25 protein-coding genes are annotated in these 23,577 nt (G+C 60.7%); 14 read left to right on the forward strand and 11 right to left on the reverse strand.

Annotated features, from left to right (window positions below; translation table 11 throughout):
* Positions 1 to 51: 51 nt before the first annotated feature.
* The 10 genes from ccmA to HBN68_RS07895 all read left to right on the forward strand — a co-directional run bounded on the left by ccmA (position 52) and on the right by HBN68_RS07895 (position 7,496).
* Positions 52 to 687 (forward strand): cytochrome c biogenesis heme-transporting ATPase CcmA, encoded by a 636-nt coding sequence (gene ccmA, locus HBN68_RS07850; protein WP_169963631.1) that lies wholly within the window; start codon positions 52 to 54, stop codon positions 685 to 687.
* The gene (gene ccmB / locus HBN68_RS07855) at positions 684 to 1,352 is read left to right on the forward strand and encodes a heme exporter protein CcmB (RefSeq protein ID WP_094992257.1); all 669 of its coding nucleotides are present in this window, start codon (positions 684 to 686) and stop codon (positions 1,350 to 1,352) included. Before ccmA ends, ccmB begins: the two co-directional genes overlap by 4 nt.
* 85 nt (positions 1,353 to 1,437) lie before the next feature.
* A complete protein-coding gene (locus HBN68_RS07860) occupies positions 1,438 to 2,196 on the forward strand; it encodes a heme ABC transporter permease (RefSeq protein ID WP_169963493.1) in 759 nt (252 codons plus the stop codon).
* A complete protein-coding gene (ccmD, locus tag HBN68_RS07865) occupies positions 2,193 to 2,369 on the forward strand; it encodes a heme exporter protein CcmD (RefSeq protein WP_094992255.1) in 177 nt (58 codons plus the stop codon). The genes HBN68_RS07860 and ccmD overlap by 4 nt, the downstream gene beginning before the upstream one ends.
* Positions 2,366 to 2,824 (forward strand): cytochrome c maturation protein CcmE, encoded by a 459-nt coding sequence (ccmE, locus tag HBN68_RS07870; RefSeq protein ID WP_094992254.1) that lies wholly within the window; start codon positions 2,366 to 2,368, stop codon positions 2,822 to 2,824. The genes ccmD and ccmE overlap by 4 nt, the downstream gene beginning before the upstream one ends.
* Entirely contained in the window at positions 2,824 to 4,812 is a 1,989-nt protein-coding gene (locus tag HBN68_RS07875; protein WP_094992253.1) for a heme lyase CcmF/NrfE family subunit, read from the forward strand. Before ccmE ends, HBN68_RS07875 begins: the two co-directional genes overlap by 1 nt.
* Positions 4,809 to 5,345, forward strand: coding sequence for a DsbE family thiol:disulfide interchange protein (locus HBN68_RS07880; RefSeq protein ID WP_094992252.1), 537 nt, complete (start codon positions 4,809 to 4,811; stop codon positions 5,343 to 5,345). Before HBN68_RS07875 ends, HBN68_RS07880 begins: the two co-directional genes overlap by 4 nt.
* The gene (locus HBN68_RS07885; protein WP_094992251.1) at positions 5,342 to 5,815 is read left to right on the forward strand and encodes a cytochrome c-type biogenesis protein; all 474 of its coding nucleotides are present in this window, start codon (positions 5,342 to 5,344) and stop codon (positions 5,813 to 5,815) included. Before HBN68_RS07880 ends, HBN68_RS07885 begins: the two co-directional genes overlap by 4 nt.
* Complete coding sequence (gene ccmI, locus HBN68_RS07890; protein ID WP_169963491.1) at positions 5,808 to 7,010, forward strand: c-type cytochrome biogenesis protein CcmI; 1,203 nt, start codon at positions 5,808 to 5,810, stop codon at positions 7,008 to 7,010. The genes HBN68_RS07885 and ccmI overlap by 8 nt, the downstream gene beginning before the upstream one ends.
* A gap of 87 nt (positions 7,011 to 7,097) precedes the next feature.
* Entirely contained in the window at positions 7,098 to 7,496 is a 399-nt protein-coding gene (locus HBN68_RS07895; RefSeq protein ID WP_094992249.1) for a hypothetical protein, read from the forward strand.
* Between the two features lie 46 nt (positions 7,497 to 7,542).
* Here HBN68_RS07895 and HBN68_RS07900 read toward each other — a convergent pair whose 3' ends face one another.
* Positions 7,543 to 8,265 (reverse strand): SDR family oxidoreductase, encoded by a 723-nt coding sequence (locus tag HBN68_RS07900; protein WP_169963489.1) that lies wholly within the window; start codon positions 8,263 to 8,265, stop codon positions 7,543 to 7,545.
* Positions 8,266 to 8,398: 133 nt separating this feature from the next.
* On the opposite strand from HBN68_RS07900, the gene HBN68_RS07905 reads away from it, so the two are divergent.
* Positions 8,399 to 9,241 carry a PhzF family phenazine biosynthesis protein gene (locus HBN68_RS07905; RefSeq protein WP_094992247.1) on the forward strand — a complete coding sequence of 281 codons (843 nt, stop codon included), beginning with the start codon at positions 8,399 to 8,401 and terminating at the stop codon, positions 9,239 to 9,241.
* A 28-nt stretch (positions 9,242 to 9,269) separates the two neighbouring features.
* Here the strand turns inward: HBN68_RS07905 and HBN68_RS07910 are convergent, their stop codons facing one another.
* From HBN68_RS07910 to gcl, 7 genes are all read right to left on the reverse strand, one after another.
* Positions 9,270 to 11,207 (reverse strand): DNA topoisomerase III, encoded by a 1,938-nt coding sequence (locus HBN68_RS07910; protein WP_094992246.1) that lies wholly within the window; start codon positions 11,205 to 11,207, stop codon positions 9,270 to 9,272.
* 186 nt (positions 11,208 to 11,393) lie between these two features.
* The gene (locus tag HBN68_RS07915) at positions 11,394 to 12,395 is read right to left on the reverse strand and encodes a sulfate ABC transporter substrate-binding protein (protein ID WP_094992245.1); all 1,002 of its coding nucleotides are present in this window, start codon (positions 12,393 to 12,395) and stop codon (positions 11,394 to 11,396) included.
* 83 nt (positions 12,396 to 12,478) lie between these two features.
* Positions 12,479 to 13,300: an ion transporter gene (locus tag HBN68_RS07920; RefSeq protein WP_094992244.1), complete on the reverse strand. Its 822-nt coding sequence runs from the start codon at positions 13,298 to 13,300 to the stop codon at positions 12,479 to 12,481.
* A gap of 39 nt (positions 13,301 to 13,339) precedes the next feature.
* Positions 13,340 to 14,239, reverse strand: a complete 900-nt coding sequence (locus tag HBN68_RS07925; protein WP_094992243.1) for an urea transporter — start codon at positions 14,237 to 14,239, stop codon at positions 13,340 to 13,342.
* Between the two features lie 74 nt (positions 14,240 to 14,313).
* Entirely contained in the window at positions 14,314 to 15,204 is an 891-nt protein-coding gene (locus HBN68_RS07930) for a 2-hydroxy-3-oxopropionate reductase (RefSeq protein WP_169963486.1), read from the reverse strand.
* A 90-nt stretch (positions 15,205 to 15,294) separates the two neighbouring features.
* Positions 15,295 to 16,077: a hydroxypyruvate isomerase gene (hyi, locus tag HBN68_RS07935; protein WP_094992241.1), complete on the reverse strand. Its 783-nt coding sequence runs from the start codon at positions 16,075 to 16,077 to the stop codon at positions 15,295 to 15,297.
* 59 nt (positions 16,078 to 16,136) lie between these two features.
* Entirely contained in the window at positions 16,137 to 17,912 is a 1,776-nt protein-coding gene (gene gcl, locus HBN68_RS07940; protein ID WP_169963484.1) for a glyoxylate carboligase, read from the reverse strand.
* Positions 17,913 to 18,179: 267 nt separating this feature from the next.
* Between gcl and HBN68_RS07945 the strand changes: the two genes are divergently transcribed.
* Entirely contained in the window at positions 18,180 to 18,620 is a 441-nt protein-coding gene (locus tag HBN68_RS07945; RefSeq protein ID WP_094992239.1) for a heme-binding protein, read from the forward strand.
* A gap of 56 nt (positions 18,621 to 18,676) precedes the next feature.
* Here HBN68_RS07945 and HBN68_RS07950 read toward each other — a convergent pair whose 3' ends face one another.
* Entirely contained in the window at positions 18,677 to 19,282 is a 606-nt protein-coding gene (locus HBN68_RS07950) for a TetR/AcrR family transcriptional regulator (RefSeq protein ID WP_094992238.1), read from the reverse strand.
* Positions 19,283 to 19,414: 132 nt separating this feature from the next.
* Here HBN68_RS07950 and HBN68_RS07955 point away from each other — a divergent pair, with 132 nt between their 5' ends.
* Positions 19,415 to 20,356: a DUF808 domain-containing protein gene (locus HBN68_RS07955; protein ID WP_169963482.1), complete on the forward strand. Its 942-nt coding sequence runs from the start codon at positions 19,415 to 19,417 to the stop codon at positions 20,354 to 20,356.
* A gap of 3 nt (positions 20,357 to 20,359) precedes the next feature.
* Here the strand turns inward: HBN68_RS07955 and HBN68_RS07960 are convergent, their stop codons facing one another.
* Positions 20,360 to 21,439: a methyl-accepting chemotaxis protein gene (locus tag HBN68_RS07960; RefSeq protein WP_094994616.1), complete on the reverse strand. Its 1,080-nt coding sequence runs from the start codon at positions 21,437 to 21,439 to the stop codon at positions 20,360 to 20,362.
* 154 nt (positions 21,440 to 21,593) lie between these two features.
* Positions 21,594 to 22,799 carry an MFS transporter gene (locus tag HBN68_RS07965; RefSeq protein ID WP_169963480.1) on the reverse strand — a complete coding sequence of 402 codons (1,206 nt, stop codon included), beginning with the start codon at positions 22,797 to 22,799 and terminating at the stop codon, positions 21,594 to 21,596.
* A 157-nt stretch (positions 22,800 to 22,956) separates the two neighbouring features.
* Between HBN68_RS07965 and HBN68_RS07970 the strand changes: the two genes are divergently transcribed.
* Positions 22,957 to 23,556, forward strand: a complete 600-nt coding sequence (locus HBN68_RS07970; RefSeq protein WP_094994618.1) for a TetR/AcrR family transcriptional regulator — start codon at positions 22,957 to 22,959, stop codon at positions 23,554 to 23,556.
* The last annotated feature ends 21 nt before the right edge of the window (positions 23,557 to 23,577 follow it).

A 23,577-nucleotide genomic window follows, 5' to 3' on the forward strand; every position in this document is an offset into this window, starting at 1 on the left:
CACTTTAACGGCCGCGCCTGAGCCGACTTGAACCGTGAAGGCCTCAATTACGTGACCAGCCCTCTTCTAGAAGCCGTAGCGCTCGCCTGTGAGCGTGACTGGCGGATGTTGTTCGAAGACCTCGAATTGCGTCTGGCCAGCGGTGACATGTTGCAAATCAGCGGCCCCAACGGCAGCGGCAAAACCAGCCTGCTGCGCCTGTTGGCCGGATTGATGCAACCGACGGCGGGTGAAATTCGCCTCAATGGCCAGCCTTTGAGCGGCCAGCGCACTGAACTGGCCAGCAACCTGCTGTGGATCGGGCATGCGGCCGGGATCAAAGACCTGCTGACGGCCGAAGAGAACCTCAACTGGCTGTGTGCCTTGCATCGCCCGGCCTCGCGCGATGCCATTTGGGCCGCGCTGGCCGCCGTGGGCCTCAAAGGCTTCGAGGACGTGCCGTGCCACACCTTGTCGGCCGGTCAGCAACGGCGTGTCGCGCTGGCCCGCTTGCACCTCGACAGCCCGCCGCTGTGGATCCTCGACGAACCCTTTACCGCGCTCGACAAACAAGGTGTCGCCCAGCTTGAAGAACAGCTGGCCCGTCACTGTGAGCAGGGCGGCATGGTGGTGCTCACCACGCACCACACCTTAAGCCGCCTGCCTGCCGGGTATCGCGACATTGATTTGGGGCGTTGGGCCGTATGAGTGTGTTTGCTGTGCTGGTGGCGCGCGAGGCGCGCCTGTTATTCCGTCGTCCGGCTGAACTGGCCAACCCGCTGGTGTTCTTCGCCATCGTGATTGCCATGTTCCCGTTGGCGGTCGGACCCGAGACTCAATTGTTGCAAACCTTGTCTCCGGGGCTGCTCTGGGTGGCAGCCCTTTTATCGGTCCTGCTCTCGCTGGACGGGCTTTTCCGCAGTGATTTCGAAGACGGATCGCTGGAGCAGTGGGTCCTTTCGTCGCACCCCCTTGCTCTACTGGTGTTGGCCAAAGTACTGGCACACTGGGCGTTTTCCGGATTGGCGCTGGTGATTCTCTCACCCGTGCTGGCCTTGATGCTGGGGTTGCCGGTGGCGTGTCTGCCGGTATTGCTGATGTCGTTGTTGCTTGGCACGCCGGTCCTGAGTTTGCTCGGTGCCGTCGGCGCTGCACTGACGGTGGGTCTCAAACGGGGCGGTCTGTTGCTCGCGTTGTTGATCCTGCCCCTCTATATCCCGGTGCTGATTCTGGGCAGTGGCGCTTTGCAGGCGGCACTCCAGGGGATGCCCGCGACCGGTTATCTGCTGTGGCTGGGCAGCCTGACGGCCCTGGCAGTAACCCTGACACCGTTTGCGATAGCGGCCGGCCTGAAAATCAGCGTCGGCGAATAATGAGGTCTGGCCATTCATTGGCCAGTAAAGACCCTGGCTGGGATGGCACTCAACCTGCCGTGACCGGCACCGTGATGGAAACAGCGTGATGAACTGGACTTGGTTTCACAAACTCGGCTCGCCCAAATGGTTCTATGCCATCAGCGCACGCCTGCTGCCGTGGTTGAGCATCGCCGCCGTGCTGCTGATCGTGAGTGGTGTGGTGTGGGGGCTGGCCTTCGCGCCACCGGACTACCAGCAAGGCAATAGCTTTCGCATCATCTACATCCATGTGCCCGCCGCGATGCTGGCCCAGTCCTGCTACGTGATGCTGGCGGTCTGCGGCGTGGTGGGCCTGGTATGGAAGATGAAAATCGCCGATGTCGCGTTGCAGGCCGCCGCCCCGGTGGGCGCCTGGATGACCGCGGTGGCGCTGGTGACTGGCGCGGTCTGGGGCAAGCCGACCTGGGGCTCTTGGTGGGTGTGGGATGCGCGCCTGACCTCAATGCTGATCCTGCTGTTTCTGTATTTCGGCCTGATTGCCCTGGGCAATGCCATCACCAATCGTGACAGCGCAGCCAAGGCCTGCGCCGTGCTGGCGATTGTCGGCGTGATCAATATCCCGATCATCAAATACTCGGTGGAGTGGTGGAACACCCTGCACCAGGGGGCGACGTTCACCCTCACCGAAAAACCGGCGATGCCCATGGAAATGTGGCTGCCACTGCTACTGACCGTGGTGGGGTTTTATTGTTTCTTTGGCGCCGTGGTGCTGCTGCGCATGCGTCTGGACGTGCTCAAGCGCGAAGCTCGCACCCATTGGGCCAAAGCTGAAGTGTTGAAAGCGCTGGAGGGTGCGCGATGAGTTTTGCTTCTTTTGGCGACTTTATCGCCATGGGCCATCACGGTGTGTATGTCTGGACCTCTTATGGCATTTGCCTGGCGGTACTGGCGCTGAACGTGGCGTTGCCGATCATGGCGCGTCGTCGTTATCTGCAACAAGAGGCGCGTCGTCTGCGCCGGGAGAACACGAAGTGAATCCGCTGCGTAAAAAACGTTTGATCATCATTCTGGCGATTCTGGTCGGTGTCGGCGCTGCCGTGGCCTTGGCCTTGAGCGCCTTGCAGCAGAACATCAACCTGTTTTATACCCCGACCCAGATTGCCAATGGCGAAGCACCGCTGGACACGCGCATCCGTGCGGGTGGCATGGTGCAGGACGGCTCGCTGAAACGCTCCGGCGATTCGCTGGACGTCGAATTCGTGGTGACCGATTTCAACAAGTCAGTGACCATTCAATACCGCGGCATCCTGCCGGATCTGTTCCGCGAAGGGCAGGGTATCGTGGCGCTGGGCAAGCTCAACGCTCAGGGCGTGGTGGTGGCAGATGAAGTGCTGGCCAAACACGATGAAAAATACATGCCGCCTGAAGTGACCAAGGCGTTGAACGAAAGCGGTCAATCCGCGCCTGCACCGGCCAACGAGGTTAAGTGATGACGTTCGGACTGTTTATTCCGGAATTGGGCCAGTTGGCCATGATTCTGGCACTGTGCATTGCCATCGTGCAGGCCATCGTGCCGCTGCTCGGGGCGTGGCGTGGTGACAAGTTGTGGATGAGTCTGGCGCAGCCAGCGGCCTGGGGCCAGTTCGCCTTTTTGCTGTTTGCCTTTGGGTGCCTGACCTGGTCGTTCATGGCCGATGATTTCTCGGTGGCGTACGTGGCCAGCAACTCCAACAGCGCGCTGCCGTGGTACTACAAATTCAGCGCGGTGTGGGGCGCCCATGAGGGTTCGCTGCTGTTGTGGGCGATGATTCTCGGTGGCTGGACCTTCGCCGTGTCGATCTTCTCGCGCCAGTTGCCGCACGTGATGCTGGCGCGGGTGCTGTCGATCATGGGCATGATCAGCGTCGGTTTCCTGCTGTTTCTGATCCTGACCTCCAACCCGTTCACCCGCCTGCTGCCGCAAATGCCGGCCAACGGCAATGACCTCAACCCGTTGTTGCAAGACATCGGCCTGATCGTGCACCCGCCGATGTTGTACATGGGCTACGTGGGCTTTTCGGTGGCCTTTGCATTTGCTATTGCTGCCTTGCTGGGCGGGCGACTGGATGCAGCCTGGGCGCGCTGGTCGCGGCCGTGGACCATTGTGGCGTGGGCGTTCCTGGGCATCGGCATCACCCTGGGCTCGTGGTGGGCTTATTACGAGCTTGGCTGGGGTGGCTGGTGGTTCTGGGACCCGGTGGAAAACGCCTCGTTCATGCCTTGGCTGGTTGGCACGGCACTGATTCACTCGTTGGCCGTGACTGAAAAACGCGGCGTATTCAAAAGCTGGACCGTGTTGCTGGCCATTGCTGCATTCTCCTTGAGCTTGCTGGGCACGTTCCTGGTGCGTTCGGGTGTGCTGACGTCGGTTCACGCGTTCGCCTCGGACCCTGAGCGCGGGGTATTCATCCTGATCTTCCTGCTGTTTGTGGTGGGCGGCTCGTTGACGCTGTTTGCATTGCGCGCGCCGGTGGTCAAGAGCCAGGTCGGCTTCAACCTGTGGTCCCGTGAAACGCTGTTACTGGGCAACAACCTGATTCTGGTGGTGGCAGCGTCGATGATTCTGTTGGGTACGCTGTACCCGATGGTGCTCGATGCCCTGACTGGCGCCAAGATGTCGGTCGGCCCGCCGTATTTCGATGCGCTGTTTATCCCGTTGATGGCGGTGTTGATGGTGGTGATGGCGGTGGGCGTGCTGGTGCGCTGGAAAGACACGCCGGTCAAGTGGCTGCTGGGCATGCTGACCCCGGTGCTGCTGGGCAGTGCGGCGTTGTCAGCGATTGCCGGTGTGGCGTATGGCGATTTCAACTGGGCAGTCATGACCACCTTTATGCTGGCCTCGTGGGTACTGTTGGCCGGGGTGCGCGACATTGGCGACAAAACCCGCCACAAAGGGCTGTTCAAAGGCCTGCGCAGCCTGACCCGCAGTTATTGGGGCATGCAGATTGCGCACCTGGGCATTGCTGTATGTGCCATTGGCGTGGTGTTGTCGAGCCAGAACAGTGCCGAGCGCGACCTGCGTTTGGCGCCGGGCGAGTCCATGGAGCTGGGCGGTTATCACTTCATTTTTGAAGGTGCCCAGCATTATCAGGGCCCGAACTTCACTTCGGACAAAGGCACCGTGCGCGTGGTGCGCAATGGCAAGGAAGTCAGCGTATTGCACCCGGAAAAACGCCTGTACACAGTCCAGTCGTCGATGATGACTGAGGCCGGTATCGACGCCGGTTTCACCCGTGACCTGTATGTGGCGCTGGGTGAACCCTTGGGTGATGGCGCGTGGGCTGTGCGGGTTCACGTCAAACCGTTTGTGCGCTGGATCTGGCTGGGTGGCTTGCTTACCGGGTTTGGCGGGTTGCTGGCGGCGCTGGACCGCCGTTATCGGGTCAAGGTGAAAAGCCGCGTGCGAGAAGCGCTGGGCATGACAGGAGCCACCGCATGAGACGCTGGTTGATGCTGATTCCGCTGGCCATTTTTCTGGCCATGGCGGGTTTCCTCTATAAAGGGTTGTACCTGGACCCGACCGAGTTGCCGTCAACCCTGATCGGCAAGCCGTTTCCGGCGTTCAGTCTGCCCTCGGTCGAGGGTGACAAAACCCTCACCGAAGCCGACCTCAAAGGCAAGCCGGCACTGGTCAACGTCTGGGCCACGTGGTGCATTTCATGCCGTGTCGAGCACCCGGTGCTGACCAAACTGGCCGCCCAGGGTGTGGTGATCCATGGGGTTAACTACAAGGACGTCAACGCCGATGCGCAAAAGTGGCTCAAGGAATTCCACAACCCGTATCAACTGGACATCAATGACGAAGCCGGTTCGCTGGGTCTGAATTTGGGCGTGTACGGCGCCCCGGAAACGTTCCTGATCGACAGCCAGGGCATCATTCGTCACAAGTTCGTCGGCGTGATCGACGAAACCGTGTGGCGTGAACAACTGGCGGGCAAATACCAGGCGCTGGTCGACGAGGCTAAACCATGAAGCGCTGGTTTGCGGCCCTGGTCTTTGGCCTGACCCTGACAGGGGTGGCCCAGGCGGCCATCGACACCTATGAGTTCAAGAACGACGCCGAGCGCGACCGTTTTCGCGAGTTGACCAAAGAGCTGCGTTGCCCCAAGTGCCAGAATCAGGACATTGCCGATTCGAACGCACCCATTGCCACCGACTTGCGGCGCGAGATTTTCCGCATGCTGGGCGAGGGCAAGGACAACCAGCAAATCATCGACTTCATGGTCGACCGCTACGGCGATTTCGTGCGTTACAAACCGGCGCTGACCGGCAAGACCGCGATCCTGTGGTTCGGGCCGCTGGTCTTGCTGCTGGGCGGGTTTGTGGTCATCGGCGTGATCGTAGGGCGCCGTCGCACCCGCCGCGCCACCCGCACGGACACCCTTTCTGCCGAGGAGCGTCAGCGCCTCGACACTTTGCTGGATAAAACCAAAGATGATTGATTTCTGGCTTGCAGCCGGTTTGCTGCTACTGATCGCCCTCAGCTTTATCTTGATCCCCGTCTTGCGCGCTCGCCGCGCCCAGCGTGAAGAAGACCGCACTGCACTCAACGTCGCGCTGTATCAGGAGCGTGTGGCCGAGTTGCAGGCGCAACGCGATGACGGCGTGTTGACCGACGCGCAATTGGAGGCAGGCCGGGCGGAAGCTGCGCGTGAACTGTTGGCCGACACGGAAGGTGCTGCTCCGGCGCGGGTGTCCAGCCTCGGTAAATTGGTGCCCCTGCTGGCTGCCTTCATGGTGCCGGTGCTGGGCGTGGCGCTGTACATGCATTATGGCGCGAGCGACAAGGTCGAGCTGACCCGTGAGTTTGCCCAGCCGCCGCAGTCCCTTGACGAAATGGTGGCCCGCCTGGAGCGTGCTGCGGTCGCGCAGCCCGAATCGGCCGAAGGCCTGTACTTCCTCGGTCGTGCTTACATGGCGCAAAACCGTCCGGCCGATGCCGCCAAGGTGTTTGAGCGCACCGTAGCGGTGGCCGGTCGCCAGCCTGAACTGCTGGGGCAGTGGGCACAGGCGCAGTACTTTGCCGACAACAAGCAGTGGAGCGACAAGACCCAGGCATTGACCGATGAAGCGCTGAAGGCGGACCCCAAGGAAGTCACCAGCCTTGGGCTGCTGGGCATCGCGGCGTTTGAAGCCAGGCGCTATCAGGAGGCCATTGGCTACTGGCAGCGGCTGATGAACGAACTGCCTGAAGGCGATGCATCCCGCGCCGCCCTGGAAGGCGGCATTCAGAAAGCCCGCGAGCAGTTGCAGGCCAGTGGCGAGAAGGTTGAAGCGGCACCTGTTGCCAAGGCCGAAGCGTCGATCAACGTCAGCGTGGACTTGGCCGACGCGGTGAAAGCCCGTGTGCTGCCCACCGACAGCGTGTTCATTTTCGCCCGTGCCGTGACCGGACCGCCCGCGCCATTGGCGGTCAAGCGGGTGACGGTTGCTGATTTGCCGATCACCGTGGCGCTGGGTGACAGCGACGCGATGATGCCGCAATTGAAACTGTCGAACTTTCCTGAAGTCCAACTGGTTGCGCGCGTCTCTCGTGCTGGCCAACCGACAGCAGGCGAATGGGCCGGGCGCAGCAAACCGCTGTCCAGCAGCACCACTGCGCTGCAACAGCTGATCATCGACAGCCCGGACCAGTAGCCGGTCCACATTGTCCCCGCGGGCACGCGCGTGCATCGCGAAGCACCTGCGCGCCGGCGGGGACAATTAACGACAAGAGAACACCGTATGAGACCGCTTGCCCGCATCACCCTGCTCAGTTTCGCCTTAGGCCTGAGCGCCTGTGCGGTTCATCAGCCTTCGGATCAGCAGGCTCCAACCGCGCCTGCGCGCGTGCCGCAGCCGTCATCGCCCGCGGCAAAGCCGTTGCCCGACATGCCGATTCCCAAGCCGCCAAAACCGCTGCCGCGGACGTCGGCCACTTTTGCTCCGCCACCGGGCGGGCCAAGCCATTGGGATGCGCGTTTGGGGGTGTATGTCTTGGACGCTCAGCCGAACACGTTCTATCGCCAGCGCACGTACTACCGCTGGAGCAACGGCTGGAGCCGTTCTGTCAGCCCGAACGGGCCGTGGGAAGAGACCGACATCAGCGGCGTGCCGCCGGGGTTGAGCCGGCAGTTCAAGTAAGTTGAACGGCGACCTGCACAGGTCGCCGTTTTTTTATGGCGCGTCGTTAAAACGCGGCTTTGCCCACCGATGCACCGCCGTCAACGAACAGGGTTTGGCCCGTGATATAGCCGCTGTTTTCAGACAGCAAAAACGCAATCGCAGAGGCAATCTCGTGGGGTTGGCCCAGGCGCGCCATGGGTACGCCTGCCAGATAACGGGCTTCGCCTTCGGACCCCGGCGGGTTGTTGGCGCGGAACAGCTCGGTTTCGGTCGGGCCGGGTGCTACGGCGTTGACGGTGATCCCGGTTTGCGCCAGTTCCAGCGACCACGAGCGGGTGAAACTGACCAGCGCGGCCTTGGCTGCCGCATAGGCCGTGCGCTGCGTGATGCCCAGCACGGTCAAGCTGGAAATGTTCACGATACGTCCCCAACCCCGGGTGCGCATGCCTGGCAGCAGGGCTTGAGTGGCTTGTAAAGCCGAATGCAGGTTGACCCGCATGACGTCGTCGAAGGCTTCCAGATCAATCTCGCCCAACGCCTGCGGGCGCACCAGCCCGACGTTGTTAACCAGCCCGTCAAATGCAAAGCGTTCGCTCAGTTCGGCCAGGACCTGCGCACTGCGCGCACGGTCCGCCAAGTCCAGCGCCACCAGCGTGCCGGGGAAGGAAGGGTCGTCGGCATGGCGCGCAATGCCGACGACGGTGTGGCCTGCTTCTGACAGATAAATCGCCAGCGCGCGTCCGATTCCTTTACTGGCGCCGGTGATGAGAAAGGTACGTGCGGTCATGCTGAACTCCAGAGTGAAAACTGGCGGGGATAATACCTTGTCACGTGGGGCGCGAGATTCTATGTTGCGGGCTACCCGACCCAGCACCCGTGCGGGCACTGCCATGGGGGTGCGTATTTGACAGGAGTTGCGTGTGAATCAATTCGAATTCAAGCAAGTGGATGTGTTCAGCAGCAGTGCGCTCAAGGGCAACCCCGTGGCCGTGGTGTTAAACGCCGACGGCCTGAGTGATGCGCAGATGGCGGACTTTGCCCGCTGGACCAACCTCAGTGAAACCACCTTCGTACTCAAACCGCGCAACCCATTGGCCGATTATCGCTTGCGCATCTTCACCACCCTGCGCGAATTACCCTTTGCCGGGCACCCGACGTTGGGCAGTTGCCATGCCTGGCTTGAAGCCGGGGGGCAGCCCAAGGCACAAGAGATTGTCCAGGAATGCAGCGCCGGCCTGATCGGCATTCGGCGCGAGGCTGGACAACTGGCCTTCAAGGCGCCGCCCTTGTTGCGCAGCGGGCCGGTGGATGAGGCTCTGATGCAGCGCATCTGCTCGGGTTTGCGGATTGAACCGCAGGCGGTGGTGCGCGCGAATTGGGTCGACAATGGGCCGGAATGGGTGGCCATCATGCTGCGCGACCGGGCGCAGGTGCTGGCTTTGGAGCCGGACTACCCGCAACTGTTGGGGCTGGCTTTGGGGGTGATTGCGCCGTGGGACAGCGAGAAGGACGGCGATGACGCTCATTTTGAAGTGCGTGCCTTTATCGCCGGGGACGGTATGCAGGAAGACCCGGTCACCGGCAGCCTGAACGCCGGTCTGGCGCAGTGGCTGATGGCCGAAGGGCTGGCGCCGGAGCGTTATGTGGTGAGCCAGGGCACCGCGATGGCCCGGGCGGGCCGTGTCGCTATTGAGCGCGTCGGTGCAGATATTTGGGTGGGCGGCGCTGCCGTGACGTGCATCTCGGGCCGCCTGGCGCTTTAAGCACAAGGCTTGCAGCACAGGTGCCCGATCAGGCGCCTGTGGCCTTAACGGCACGTTTGGCCTTGGGTTTGCCTGCGGCTGCCTTGCGTTTTTTCTTCCACGGGGGGGCGCCCCCCGCCGGGCTGGCCGGGCCGCGCAGGGTCATTTGCAGGCCGCTGCAACGTTCGATGTGTTTGCTCATCCATGCCGCCTGTTTGGCGACGAAGATGTCGAGGCTCATTTCGCCGCTTTGCACCATGTCTAGCGCTTGTTCCCAGATCGCCGTGGTGCCGGGGTCTGCGATGGCGCGTGGCACGGCGTCGATCAGGCTGAAGGCCGCTGGCGTGGCCGCCAACGCCTTGCCGTTTTTGTTCAGATACCCGCGGTCCAGCAAGCCCTGAATGATCCCGGCGCGGGTGGCTTCGGTGCCGATGCCGGTGGTGTCCTTGAGTTTTTGCTTGAGCAGCGGGTCCTGGACCCACTTGGCGACGTTTTTCATGGCCTTGATCAAGTCGCCTTCGGTGAACGGCTTGGGCGGCTGGGTCCACAGGTCTTTGAGCAGTACGTTCGCCACAGCGCAATCGAGGCCCTCGTTCAGGCGCGGCAACGGCTGAGGTGCCGGGGCTTCGCGGCCCTTGGCAGGGGCGAGGGCTTCAGGCAGGGCGCGCTTCCAGCCCGGTTCGACAATTTGCTTGCCCACCGCTCGCAGCGCATGCCCCGCGCAGTCGAAATCCGCCTGAGTGCGATCGTACTCATGGTTGGGCAGGAATTGCGCCAGATAGCGCGCGCGAATCAATGTGTAGACGGCCCGCTGCTTACCGCTCAGGCGTTCGAGGTTTTTTGCGGCGGCCGTGGGGATGATCCCGTGGTGAGCGCTGACCTTGGCGTCGTTCCATGCCCGAGAACGGCGTTGCGGGTCCAGAAAACCTGCCAGCGGCTGCAAGGCTGGATCGGCCTGCTGCAACGCCCCGAGGATTGAAGCGGCTTCCGCGTGCTGGCTTTGTGGCAGGTAGCCGCAGTCGCTGCGCGGGTAGGTGATGACTTTGTAGGTTTCATACAGTGACTGGGCGATGTCGAGGGTTTCTTGCGCGCCCAGCCCCAATTTCTTGGAACATACTTCTTGCAACGTGCCGAGGTCGAACGGCAGCGGCGCGACTTCACGCATGCGCTCGGTGCGCAGTGAGATCACCCGTGCGGTGCTGGCGTTTTGCATTGCCATGGCGGCTTGCTGCGCGTGGGCCTGATTTAGGCAGCGGTCCTGATCGTCGCAGGTGTCAGGGGCGGCGCGCCATTGCGCGATAAACAGGTGCCCGTCATGGTTGAGTTGCACATCAATGGCCCAGTAGGCGACGGGGATGAAGTCGTTGATGCTGCGGTCGCGGTCCACCACCAGGCGCAAGGTCGGGGTTTGTACGCGGCCAACAGGGAGCACACCCTGGTAGCCCGACTGACGCCCGAGCAGGGTAAACAGGCGGCTCATGTTCATGCCGATCAGCCAATCGGCCCGGGAGCGCCCCAAGGCCGCGTGATACAGGTTGAAGGTCTCGGCGCCGGGCTTGAGCGCGGCCAGTGCCTTGCGGATCGAGGCGTCGTCCAGTGCCGACAGCCACAGACGCTGGATCGGCCCGCGATAGCGGCAGTGTTCGATCAGCTCGCGGGCGATCATTTCGCCTTCACGGTCGGCGTCGGTGGCGATTACCAGCTCCCGGGCTTCGCCCAGCAGGCGCTTGACGGCCTTGAACTGGCTGGCGGTTTTGGGTTTGACGCGCATCTTCCACTGCTGCGGCACGATGGGCAGGTCGGCCAGCACCCAGCGTTTGTAGCGCTCGTCGTAGGCGTCGGGCGGAGCGGTTTCGAGTAAATGACCGATGCACCAGGTGACGGTGGCATTGGGGCCCACCCAGCAGCCGTCACCGCGACGGCTGGCGCCGAGCACGGCCGCAATATCTTTGGCCTGGGAAGGTTTTTCACACAAAAACAGCCGCATCGTTTCACTCGTTCATGCTGCGCAGAAGGTGCACAGCATGGCAGAGATTGAAATCGGGGCAACTGTTTTTACTGTATTTATGTACAGCTCAAGGTGCAGGTGCTGTTGTCGCTGATGAGGCGCGAGGTGTCGATCAATGTCGAAGCCTCGCGTCACCTGACAGCCGTTGCGGCCGTGTCGCAGGGGTTAATTGGGCGAGTAGACCTGATCGAACACGCCGCCGTCATTGAAGTAGGTTTTTTGCACCTCGCGCCAGTCGCCGAAGGTTTTCTCCACAGAGAGAAAGTCGACTTTCGGGAAACGATCGCTGTACTTGGCCAGAATCTCCGGGTTACGTGGGCGCAGGTAGTTTTTAGCTGCGATTTCCTGACCTTCAGGCGACCACAAATACTTCAAATAGGCTTCAGCCACCTCACGCGTGCCTTTTTTGTCGACCACTTTGTCGACCACAGTCACTGGCGGTTCAGCTTCGGCCGAAACGCTGGGGTAAATCACTTCGAACTGGTCGCGGCCAAATTCACGGGCGATCATTTCCGCTTCGTTTTCAAAGGTCACCAGCACGTCGCCGATCTGGTTGGTCATGAAGGTGGTTGTCGCTGCACGGCCGCCGGTGTCCAGAACGGGCACTTGTTTGAACATCTTGCCGAGGAAGGCTCTGGCTTTTGCTTCATCCCCGCCGTTTTTCAGGACATAGCCCCAGGCGGACAGGAAGGTGTAACGGCCATTGCCCGAGGTTTTTGGGTTCGGCACGATCACTTGCACGCCATCCTTGACCAGGTCCGGCCAGTCTTTCAGGGCTTTGGGGTTACCTTTGCGCACAATAAACACGGTGGCCGAGGTGAACGGTGCACTGTTGTTCGGCAAGCGGGTGACCCAATTCTCAGGCACCAGTTTGCCGTTATCGGCCAGGGCATTGATGTCGGTGGCCATGTTCATGGTGATGACGTCAGCGGGCAGCCCGTCGATCACCGAGCGTGCTTGTTTGCTGGAGCCGCCGAACGACATTTGCACCAATTGCTTCCCGTCGTGTTGCGCCTCCCAGTGTTTTTGGAACGCCGGGTTGTAGTCTTTGTAGAAATCGCGCATGACGTCGTATGACACGTTCAGCAGCGGCTTGGGAGCGGCTTGGGCGATGCCCATAAACGCCAGGCTGGCGGCGAGCACAGAGGCGCTAAAAAGGTTTTTCACTGCTCATTCCTTGTTGTCGGTGCAAATTGCCAGCAACTATAGCCGCTGACGTTTAGTGCTTAAAAGATTAAAAAAATCAGTGCTTATGCATTTTTGGTAAAAAGTGCATTGCCGCAGCGCGAGCAAAAAGACGCCGATTGTTCATGGCGTTCTTTTTTGCAGGTGGGGCAGTTGTGTTTGAGCTGTTCGCCGCGCATGGCGTTGGCCAATTCGGCGGTGAAAATCCCGGTGGGCACAGCGATGATCGAGTAACCGGTGATCATCACCATGGCCGAGATAATTTGCCCGAACGGGGTCTTCGGCACGATATCGCCGAAGCCCACCGTGGTCAGGGTGACGATGGCCCAATAGATGCTGACCGGGATGCTGGTAAAACCGTTTTCAGGCCCCTCCACCACGTACATCAGGGTGCCGAATACTGTGACCAGCGTGGAAACGCTGACCAGAAACACGATGATTTTCTGCTTGCTGCCGCGCAGGGCCGAGAGTAGGTAATTGGCCTGACTCAAGTAGGGCACCAGCTTGAGTACCCGAAAGATTCGCAGCATGCGGATGATGCGAATAATCAACAGATACTGCGCATCGCTGTAATAGATCGCCAGAATTCCCGGCACGATGGCCAGCAAATCCACCAGCCCGTAAAAGCTGAACGCGTAGCGCAGGGGTTTGGGTGAGCAATACAGACGCAGGCCGTATTCCACGGCAAAGACAAACGTAAAACCCCACTCGATGTAGGCCAGCAGGTTGGCGTAATCGCGGTGGATGCTGTCGATACTGTCAAGGATCACCACCACCAGGCTGCACAAAATAATCAGCAGTAATGTGGTGTCGAAACGGCGTCCGGCGGGGGTGTCGGCTTGAAAAACCATCACGTAGAGCCGCTGGCGCCAGTCGTTGTTATTCATGTACGAAGCTCGAATCTCAAAGGTAAGAAGATTCGGGGATTAGCGCTCAATGCGCAACCGTGATTGCTCATTTGCCGGTTTTAAAAGGCGCACGCTGGCGTGTACCAGCCAGCAACTGAGAATAAATGGCGCGGTCAGCGCAGGCAGCCCGAGCGCGGCAAAACCGGGCGTGAGCAGTACGGCAAGCAGGATGCCAGCCAACGGTCGCCAGGGCTGACGCGTGTGCTGGCTCAACGCCAACGCTGCCAGCGCCGGGTTATAGCCCGCCAGTCCGCTTAATGCAGGGGCCGGGTCGTGCTGTAGCAGATGCAACCCCATCCCCGCGAAAGCGCCTGCCAGCGCCCACAGGGCAGCGCGGCGGCTGCTCAGCCACAGCCCGGTCACTATCAACAGGCCAGCGATGGGGGATTGCAGCAGCATGACTTGGCCGATGCCACTCAACAGCCCTTGCGTGAGCGTGAGCCCGCTCAGTTCTGCTACGGGGAGGGTCGCCGTTACGGATGCTGGATTGACGCTGAGCAGCAGCCACCCAAGACCGACGAAAGGCGCCGTATAAGCCATGAGGCGATTACCGTCAGGCGCCCGTTTGAGCCATTGATGGACCAGCATGGCGCTCAGTCCGGCACTGGCAATGATTAGCAAGGGCAGCATGGGCGACCACGGCAGTTGATGGCTCAGGAGCAACCCCAGCAACACGCCGTTGTAACTGTAGAGCCCGGCCTGCCGCTCGGGTTTGGGGTAACCGCGCCGTTGTGCGGTCAACAGACCGCTGATCCCGCCCAGCAGCGCGCCACCCAACAGCGCAGGCGCGCCGACCACAATGGCCAGCAAACAGAGCACGCCGCAGAGCGGGTGGCGTTGCAGGAAAATCTGGCTGAAGCCGTTGCACAGGGCCGTCGCCCAATCCGGACACGGCTGGCTGAATGAAGGGGCGTGCATGGTGATGACACACTTCAGAGGGGAAAGAGGTGTGCAGCCGCCGCAGGGGGCGGGCGGCGGCTACACGGGTGGCGTTACTGCTCGCGGATCGAGAAGTTGGCCATGTGTTCCAGGCCTTTGATCAGCGCCGAGTGATCCCAGTTGCTGCCACCGATGGCAGCGCAGGTGCTGAACACTTGCTGTGCGTTGGCCGTGTTGGGCAAGTTGATCCCCAGTTCGCGGGCGCCTGCCAGGGCCAGGTTCAGGTCCTTCTGGTGCAGGCTGATGCGGAAGCCAGGATCGAAGGTGCCTTTGATCATGCGTTCGCCGTGTACTTCAAGGATTTTGGAAGACGCAAAGCCGCCCATCAGTGCCTCACAGACCTTGGCCGGGTCTGCACCGTTTTTGGCGGCAAATACCAGCGCTTCAGCGACGGCCTGAATGTTCAGGGCCACGATGATCTGGTTGGCCACTTTGGCGGTCTGGCCGTCGCCATTGCCACCCACCAGGGTGATGTTTTTGCCCATGTTTTGCAGCAGGGGCAGGGCGCGCTGGAAGATCTGCTCCTGACCGCCGACCATGATGCTCAGGGTGCCCGCTTTGGCCCCGACTTCACCGCCAGAGACGGGTGCGTCCAGGTAGTACGCGCCTTTGGCAGTGATTTTTTCAGCGAACGCTTTGGTCGCGGTGGGCGAGATCGAACTCATGTCGATCACCACTTTATTCGGGCTCAGGCCTGCCGCGATCCCGTCTTCGCGGAACAGTACGTCTTCCACCTGTGGGGTGTCCGGCACCATGACGATGATGAATTCGGCTTCCTGGGCCACTTCTTTCGGGCTGGCCAGGGCGATGGCGCCTGCAGCCACCAGGTCGGCGGGGGCCGCGCCGTGGTGGGTCGACAGGAACAGGCTGTGGCCAGCCTTTTGCAGGTTGCTGGCCATGGGCGAACCCATGATGCCGGTGCCGATAAATCCGATTTTAGCCATGACAAATCCTCTTGTTTTTATTGGATAAACAGCCGTAGTCGCTGCTGTGGGCTGCCAAGGGGTGTGCAGCAGCCCGTGATACCGAAAGCCTTACACCGCGTTATGCGTCTTGAGCCAGCCCAGCCCGGCTTCGGTGCTGGTTAACGGCTTGTATTCGCAGCCAACCCAGCCTTGATAGCCGATGCGGTCAAGGTGTTCGAACAGGAAGCGGTAGTTGATTTCGCCGGTGCCCGGTTCGTGGCGGCCCGGGTTATCGGCCAATTGGATGTGGTTGATCTGCGGCAGGTGCGTTTGCAGGGTGCGCGCCAAATCACCTTCCATGATTTGCATGTGGTAGATGTCGTATTGCAGGAACAGGTTGGCGCTGCCGACCTTCTCCTGAATGGCCAGCGCCTGACGCGTGTTGTTGAGGTAGAAGCCGGGGATGTCGCGGGTGTTGATGGCTTCCATCACCAGTTTGATGCCCACGGCGTGCAGTTTTTCGGCGGCGTATTTGAGGTTGCTGACGAAGGTTTTTTCAATCAGTGCCTCGTCTATGCCCTGTGGGCGAATGCCTGCCAGGCAGTTGATTTGGTCGTTACCCAGTACTTGGGCGTAGGCGATGGCCAGATCGACCCCGGCGCGAAATTCTTCGACACGGTCCGGCAGGCAGGCAATCCCGCGCTCACCTTTGGCCCAGTCGCCCGCGGGCAGGTTGAACAGCACCTGGGTCAGTTTGTTGGCATCCAGTTGGGCCTTGATTTCGGCAGAGCTGTAGTCGTACGGAAACAGGTATTCAACGCCGTGGAAACCAGCGTTGGCAGCCGCTTGAAAACGGACAAGAAAATCCTGTTCGGTGAACAGCATGGACAGGTTGGCGGCAAAACGCGGCATGGTGGACTCCTGCAATTTTGGTGTCCCCTCTCCCCGTGGGAGAGGGGCAAGGCTTAACGTTAATCGAGCATCGAAATAGCGGTCGGGGCGTCGTTGCCCACCAGTGCCAGGTCTTCGAACTCGTTCACGGCGTTGATTTCGGTGCCCATGGAAATGTTGGTCACGCGTTCGAGAATAATCTCAACCACCACCGGTACGCGGAACTCTTTGATCATTTCTTGCGCCTGGCGCAGCGCCGGCTGGATCTGGCCCGGCTCGAACACACGCAGCGCCTTGCAGCCCAAACCTTCGGCCACGGCCACATGGTCAACGCCATAACCGTTCAGTTCCGGTGCATTGAGGTTGTCGAACGACAGCTGCACGCAGTAATCCATTTCAAAGCCGCGCTGTGCCTGACGGATCAAGCCCAGGTACGAGTTGTTCACGACTACGTGGATGTAAGGCAGGTTGAACTGCGCGCCCACGGCCAGCTCTTCGATCATGAACTGGAAGTCATAGTCGCCGGAGAGCGCCACGACGTTGCGGTTCGGGTCAGCCTTGACCACGCCCAGCGCAGCCGGAATGGTCCAGCCGAGCGGGCCAGCCTGACCGCAGTTGATCCAGTGGCGCGGCTTGTAGACGTGCAGGAATTGCGCACCGGCAATCTGCGACAAACCGATGGTGCTGACGTAGCAGGTGTCTTTGCCAAATACCTGGTTCATCTCTTCATACACGCGCTGCGGCTTGACCGGCACGTTGTCGAAGTGGGTCTTGCGGTGCAGGGTGGCTTTGCGTTGCTGGCAGTCTTGCAGCCATGCGCTGCGGTTTTTCAGTTTGCCGGCGGCTTTCCACTCGCGGGCTACTTCAAGGAACACGTTGAGGGCTAAACCGGCGTCGGAAACAATGCCCAGATCCGGGGTAAAGACGCGCCCGATTTGCGTCGGCTCGATGTCCACGTGAATGAAGCGGCGGCCTTCGGTGTAGACCTCGACCGAACCGGTGTGGCGGTTGGCCCAACGGTTACCGATGCCCAGCACCACGTCGGATTTGAGCAGGGTCGCGTTGCCGTAGCGGTGCGAGGTTTGCAAGCCGACCATGCCCACCATCAGCGGGTGATCGTCAGCAATCGAGCCCCAGCCCATCAGGGTCGGAATGACCGGAATGCCGGTCAGCTCAGCGAACTCCACCAGCAGTGCGCTGGCGTCGGCATTGATGACGCCGCCGCCGCTGACCAACAGCGGGCGCTCGGCCTGATCGAGCATGGCCAACGCCTTTTCGACCTGCACGCGGGTAGCGCTCGGCTTGGCCAGTGGCAGCGGTTCGTAGGCGTCGATGTCGAACTCGATCTCGGCCATTTGCACATCAAATGGCAGGTCGATCAGCACCGGGCCGGGGCGCCCGGAGCGCATTTCGTAAAAGGCTTTCTGGAAGGCATATGGCACCTGGCCCGGTTCCAGCACGGTGGTTGCCCACTTGGTCACGGGTTTGACGATGCTGGTGATGTCGACCGCCTGGAAATCTTCTTTGTGCATACGGGCGCGGGGGGCCTGACCGGTGATGCACAAAATCGGGATCGAATCGGCCGAGGCGCTGTACAGACCGGTGACCATGTCAGTGCCCGCAGGGCCTGATGTGCCGATGCACACGCCGATATTGCCGGCCTTGGTACGGGTGTAACCCTCGGCCATGTGCGAGGCGCCTTCCACGTGGCGAGCAAGTACGTGATCGATGCCGCCGACCTTTTGCAGGGCCGAGTACAGCGGATTGATGGCGGCGCCCGGGATACCGAATGCGGTATCGACACCTTCGCGACGCATCACCAGAACGGCGGCTTCGATTGCTCTCATTTTGCTCATTGCTTTGTGCCTCTTACGTTTTGTAATTGTATACAAGTGGCTGTGGGCTGAGTGTATTCATCCGCCCCGGTGCAGGTCAATGGCTTTTGTTCAATCAATTGTTGATAGACCGACACCCTTGTATTAGGCAGGTTTAGAGATTTTTAAGGGGAAAGCCGCCAAATAATTGTATACAAGATGAATATTTATTGTGTTCTATTGGTGTTGTCGAGACGTCTTCCAAGACGCCCTAAAGGCTTTCCAATAACAAGACGAAGGACGGCAACCATGAGTGCGTTAACTTTGAAACTGGCGTTAAACCTGGCCACCCAGGCCCTTGCGGCCGGGCGTCAGATCGCGGCTGCGCCGCTGGCGGTGGCGGTGCTTGATGGCGGTGGACATCTGGTGGCGTTGCAACGTGAAGACGGCGCGAGCCTGCTTCGCCCCAGTATTGCCATTGGCAAAGCTTGGGGCGCAATCGCCCTGGGCAAAGGTTCGCGCCTGTTGGCGCTGGATGCGCAGCAGCGGCCAGCGTTTTTTGCGGCACTCAATGGCATGGGCAAAAGTGATGTTGTGCCCGCGCCGGGTGGCGTGTTGATACGCGACGAGCACGGGCAGGTAATTGGCGCGATGGGGATCAGCGGCGATACATCGGACATTGATGAGCAATGCGCGATCAGCGCCATCGAGGCGCAAGGCTTGCGGGCAGATGCAGGGGTGGTGGTCTGACCGGCGTTGTGTAATGGCTGGCGCAGCCTGCGCCAGCCATTAAGGACTGAGCGGTATTAGTCGGGCGTACAGCCTTTGAGCACCAAGCGAATGATGGTCCGGGTCGCCGCCTCGTAGTCGCCGTCGTCGAGTTTGGCTTTGCCGGTGATGGCGGAAATCTGCCAGTCGAAGTCAGCGTAAGTCTGGGTGGCGGCCCATATGCTGAACATCAGGTGGTGCGGGTCGATGGGGGCGATCTGGCCCCGGTCGATCCAGATCTGGATGCATTCGATGTTGTGTTTGGCCTGGGCATTGAGCAACTCGACCTGTTTTTCACTCAGGTGCGGAGCGCCGTGCATGATTTCGCTGGCGAACACCTTGGAGGCAAACGGCAGGTCGCGCGAGATCATGATCTTCGAGCGGATGTAATTGCTCAGGACTTCGTTCGGTTCACCGTCGGCATTGAACGGGGTCGAGGCCCGCAGAATAGGGTCGATGATGCTTTCGAGGACCTCGCGGTAGAGGTTCTCTTTGGATTTGAAGTAGTAATACACATTGGGCTTGGGCACGCCTGCCTTGGCCGCGATGTCGCTGGTTTTGCTGGCGGCGAAACCCTTGTCAGCGAATTCTTCGCTGGCGGCGCGCAAAATCAGCTCTTTATTACGTTCGCGGATGCTGCTCATAAACCCGTATTTCCTTGCCTGCTGGGGCGGTCGGGCATGGTAGCACCGGGCTTGCAAGCGGCTCAAGATTGCCGCTTGAGGGGTGCCACGCGTTATGCTTGACGTCATTCAATTCACAAGGGACTGACACCCATGGCAGGCAGCAGTTTGCTGATGTTGCTCGACGACATCGCCGCCGTACTCGATGACGTTGCGCTGATGACAAAAATGGCCGCCAAAAAGACCGCCGGGGTGCTGGGCGATGACCTGGCATTGAACGCGCAGCAAGTCTCCGGCGTGCGGGCTGAACGGGAATTGCCGGTGGTGTGGGCAGTCGCCAAGGGCTCGTTTCGCAACAAGCTGATTCTGGTGCCCGCTGCGCTGGCGATCAGCGCGTTTGCGCCGTGGGCCGTGACGCCGTTGTTGATGGTCGGCGGCGCCTATTTGTGCTTTGAAGGCTTTGAAAAACTGGCGCACAAGTTCTTGCACAGCAAGGACGCCGATCATCAAGCACGTGCGGCCTTGTCTGACGCCGTGGCCAACCCCGATATCGACTTGGCGGCGTTCGAGAAAGACAAAATCAAAGGCGCGATACGCACCGACTTCATCCTCTCGGCGGAAATTATCGCAATCACCCTGGGCACCGTGGCGGACGCGCCGTTGATGCAACAAGTGGTGGTGTTGTCCGGGATTGCCATTGTGATGACGGTCGGGGTGTATGGCGTCGTGGCCGGTATCGTGAAGATGGATGACGGCGGTTTGTACCTGACCCAAAAGACCGGGGAGGGCAGTTGGCCGCGTTTTCAGCGCAGTTTCGGCCAAGGGGTGTTGAATGCCGCACCGTACATGATGAAAGCGCTGACGGTGATTGGCACGGCCGCGATGTTCATGGTCGGTGGCGGGATACTGGTGCACGGGGTGCCGCTGTTGCATCACTGGGTTGAAAGCGTGGCCCTGAGCAGTTCGCCGTTTGTAGGGCCGCTGTCGGTTATCGTGCCAACCCTGCTTAACGCCGTGGCCGGCATCCTGGCCGGCGCGGTGGTGTTGGCGGGTGTGACGGCGGCCAGTGCAGTATGGCGCGCCATCAAGGGCTGAGGATCAGTGGCTGAGGTTGTCGAGCAGGGCGCTGACGTTCAGGCTGGCGCTTTCCATGTCGTTGATCTCCAGCAGCACCTGGCTCCAGTTTTTCTCCTGAGCCGCGTGCAGGGCGTTGTGCGCGGTTTCATGCACAATCCGGTGCGGCTCGTTGAGTTGCTGGAAGTCGCGGTTGTCGCCATAGCGCGCCTGGGTTTCAGGCGCCAGGTACCATTTGCCGAGGCGGCATGTGGTGTGGGTCGACAGGTGCAGGTTCTCGTCCTGTTTGAACAGGCGCTGGTAAACCATCAATTTGAACAGCAAGTGATCGAGCTTCACCGACTCGCAGAACGAGCGCAGGGCGATGCCTTCAATCAACTGGCCCATGTGTTCGCCCAGGGTCATCATCTCGTCGAGGGTTTCGGCCGAGCGCGACACATCGCCTGACAACCGCGAGGCTTCATCCGACAGCACGCCAATGGCGTTGCTCGCGGCTTCGGTCTCCTGGTTGATGCTCGACACCAACTGGCTGATTTCCTGGGTTGCGCCGTTGGTGCGTTGGGCCAGGGCGCGCACTTCGTCAGCGACCACGGCAAAACCACGGCCCTGTTCTCCGGCGCGCGCGGCTTCAATGGCGGCATTGAGGGCCAGCAGGTTGGTCTGGTCGGAAACGGCCTTGATCAGCTCGACAATGCGGCTGATTTCCCCGACTCGTTGGCGCAGCACGCCGACGCTTTCGACGCTGCTGACACCCTGACCGGCCATATGCCCCAGCGAACTGGAAAAGCCGGCCAGCAGGGCCGAGGTTTGCGCAAACACGTTGCTGTTGTCGCGCAAATGAACGACTTCGCCTTGCAGGCTTTCGGCCTGGGCCACCACGCCATCGCGGGTTTTTTGCAAGGATTCGTCAAAACGCTCCAGCTTGCTGTGCAAGTCTTGTTGGTAGCGTTCGTAGTGTTCCAGCACTTGCTGCTGGTCGTGGTCTTGAATCACCTGTGCACGCAGGGCTTGAACCTCCTGTTCAAGGGCCTGTTTATCCTGCTCTAACGCATTGAGTTGCGTTTCAAGGTTGGCGCAGCGTTGGCGCCATCGGCGGTTGAACATCCGTTTGTACTCCCGAGGCTTGAGACAGAGCGTCTGATAAAAAAATACAGCACCCTGTTTATCGGCCGTTTGGGGGTAAACATAATAGCCACAGTAAACGCATTGTCTTTGTTGAATCGATGCGCCTGACAGCGCGCAGGCGCATCGGTGTGTATCAGGCCAGACGGGCCCCCTGCGGCACGGTGCTGTTGCTGAGCAGGCGATAGCCCAACACGGCGAACACCAGCACCCCGCATCCCGCCCCCAATGACACTGCGAACCCGGCTTGCGCCCCGTAAGCGTCAATCACCCAGCCGCCGAGTACGGCCCCCAGCGCAACACCGATGCCGAGTCCGGTAATCATCCACGTCAGGCCCTCGGTGAGCTTGGCGGCAGGTACGATGTTTTCCACCAGCCCCATGGCCGTGATCAGCGTCGGGGCGAAAAACAGCCCGGCGACAAACATGGCAGCGGCCAGCGTGGCGATGCTATTCACCCACATCAGCGGCAGCACGGTGATCGCGGTGGCCAGGGCGCCGATCAGGAACTGTCTGGGCAGCGGCATCTTCAGTTTCAGTGTGCCGAAAACCAGCCCTACCACGCAGGAACCCAAGGCATACACCGAGAGCACGATACTCGCAGCGGCGGGCTGACCCTGTTGTTGGGCGAAGGCGACACTGACCACGTCCACCGTTCCGACAATGGTGCCCATGCCCAGCAGTACCATCAGCAAAATCACCACGGCGCCCTGACGCAGCACGGTGCCACGCTGTTCAGTGCTGCGTGGGTGAACCGGCGGTTCGGTGCTGCGTTGCAACACAAACGTGGTCACGCCGATGGCCAGTAGCAGGGCAGCGGCCAATGGCCCGGCCTGAGGGAATACTGCGACGCTCAGGCCAACGGAAATCGGCGGGCCAATGATGAAACTGACCTCGTCAAGCACCGACTCCAGTGAAAACGCCGTGTGCAGTTTGGGCGAACCCCGGTACAGCTCGGTCCAGCGCGCCCGCACCATGGCCGGCATGCTGGGGATGAAGCCTGCCAACGCGGCAAACACGAACAGCGTCCAGTCGGGCGTACCCAAATGGCTGCACAGCAGCAGGGCCAGCAGCGAACTGACGCCCACCGCCGTGACGCCAGGCAACACGCGGCGTTGACCGTAGCGGTCAACCCAGCGGGAAATCTGCGGGGCGATCAATGCCATCGCCAGGGCAAACGTCGCGGCCACGGCACCCGCCAGCCAATACGATCCGCGCAGTTGCGCCAGCAACGTGATGATGCCGATCCCGGTCATGGAAATCGGCATGCGTGCGATCAGGCCCGCGGCGCAAAAGGCCAAGCTGCCGGGGGCGCGGAAAATCTCGCGATAAGGGTTAGCCATACACGCTCCGAAACAAAAGTGAGCCGCGTGTTCCTGCCCGCTGCTTGATGCAGCGGCACTGTAGACATCTGACATACGCGGCGTATGCAGAAATATACGCATACGTGACGTATGTCAATTAACATACGCGGTGTATCTAAAAATGCAGGAGGCCGACATGGCGCCCAAAGCGCGTTCACAAATGATAGAAGAAACCCGCAACAAGTTACTGGAGGCGGCACGCCAGGCCTTCGGCGCAGTGGGGTACGCGCAAACATCGATGGATGAACTGACGGCCTCGGCAGGGTTGACCCGCGGTGCGCTTTATCACCACTTTGGTGACAAAAAGGGGCTGTTGCAGGCGGTTGTGCAGCAGATCGACGCTGAACTGGACGCGCAATTGGCAACAACGTATGAGCAGGCGGCCAGTCCGTGGGAAGGCTTCAGGGGGCGCTGCCGGGTGTTTCTGGAAATGGCCACGCAAATCGAGGTGCAACGCATCATGTTGCGCGATGCACCCTCGGTGCTGGGCTCGGAATACTTGCAGAGTAGCCAGTCGGCGTGCAGCGCATCGCTGGCGGCGATGTTGCGCGACCTGATGGACACCCACGTGATTCAACACACTGACCCTGAAGCGCTGGCGCGTTTGATTCAGGGTGGGTTGATGGATGCATCGTTCTGGATCGCGGCCGATCAGCAACCGCCGCAGCGCCTGACCTCGGCGCTGGACAGTCTTGACTTGATGTTGCGCGGGGTATTGCGGGCGCCTCAGCCGTGAGGGCAGGCTGAGGCCCGTGTA

The organism is Pseudomonas sp. WS 5078 (assembly GCF_012985745.1).
Taxonomy (GTDB): domain Bacteria; phylum Pseudomonadota; class Gammaproteobacteria; order Pseudomonadales; family Pseudomonadaceae; genus Aquipseudomonas; species Aquipseudomonas lundensis_A.

Coding starts and splice junctions, on each gene's coding strand:
- ccmB (WP_094992257.1), top strand. CDS start 684: ATGAGTGTGTTTGCTGTGCTGGTGGCGCGCGAGGCGCGCCTGTTATTC.
- ccmD (WP_094992255.1), top strand. CDS start 2,193: ATGAGTTTTGCTTCTTTTGGCGACTTTATCGCCATGGGCCATCACGGT.
- HBN68_RS07875 (WP_094992253.1), top strand. CDS start 2,824: ATGACGTTCGGACTGTTTATTCCGGAATTGGGCCAGTTGGCCATGATT.
- HBN68_RS07880 (WP_094992252.1), top strand. CDS start 4,809: ATGAGACGCTGGTTGATGCTGATTCCGCTGGCCATTTTTCTGGCCATG.
- HBN68_RS07885 (WP_094992251.1), top strand. CDS start 5,342: ATGAAGCGCTGGTTTGCGGCCCTGGTCTTTGGCCTGACCCTGACAGGG.
- ccmI (WP_169963491.1), top strand. CDS start 5,808: ATGATTGATTTCTGGCTTGCAGCCGGTTTGCTGCTACTGATCGCCCTC.
- HBN68_RS07895 (WP_094992249.1), top strand. CDS start 7,098: ATGAGACCGCTTGCCCGCATCACCCTGCTCAGTTTCGCCTTAGGCCTG.
- HBN68_RS07900 (WP_169963489.1), bottom strand. CDS start 8,265: ATGACCGCACGTACCTTTCTCATCACCGGCGCCAGTAAAGGAATCGGA.
- HBN68_RS07910 (WP_094992246.1), bottom strand. CDS start 11,207: ATGCGGCTGTTTTTGTGTGAAAAACCTTCCCAGGCCAAAGATATTGCG.
- HBN68_RS07920 (WP_094992244.1), bottom strand. CDS start 13,300: ATGAATAACAACGACTGGCGCCAGCGGCTCTACGTGATGGTTTTTCAA.
- HBN68_RS07925 (WP_094992243.1), bottom strand. CDS start 14,239: ATGCACGCCCCTTCATTCAGCCAGCCGTGTCCGGATTGGGCGACGGCC.
- HBN68_RS07930 (WP_169963486.1), bottom strand. CDS start 15,204: ATGGCTAAAATCGGATTTATCGGCACCGGCATCATGGGTTCGCCCATG.
- hyi (WP_094992241.1), bottom strand. CDS start 16,077: ATGCCGCGTTTTGCCGCCAACCTGTCCATGCTGTTCACCGAACAGGAT.
- gcl (WP_169963484.1), bottom strand. CDS start 17,912: ATGAGCAAAATGAGAGCAATCGAAGCCGCCGTTCTGGTGATGCGTCGC.
- HBN68_RS07945 (WP_094992239.1), top strand. CDS start 18,180: ATGAGTGCGTTAACTTTGAAACTGGCGTTAAACCTGGCCACCCAGGCC.
- HBN68_RS07950 (WP_094992238.1), bottom strand. CDS start 19,282: ATGAGCAGCATCCGCGAACGTAATAAAGAGCTGATTTTGCGCGCCGCC.
- HBN68_RS07955 (WP_169963482.1), top strand. CDS start 19,415: ATGGCAGGCAGCAGTTTGCTGATGTTGCTCGACGACATCGCCGCCGTA.
- HBN68_RS07960 (WP_094994616.1), bottom strand. CDS start 21,439: ATGTTCAACCGCCGATGGCGCCAACGCTGCGCCAACCTTGAAACGCAA.
- HBN68_RS07965 (WP_169963480.1), bottom strand. CDS start 22,799: ATGGCTAACCCTTATCGCGAGATTTTCCGCGCCCCCGGCAGCTTGGCC.
- HBN68_RS07970 (WP_094994618.1), top strand. CDS start 22,957: ATGGCGCCCAAAGCGCGTTCACAAATGATAGAAGAAACCCGCAACAAG.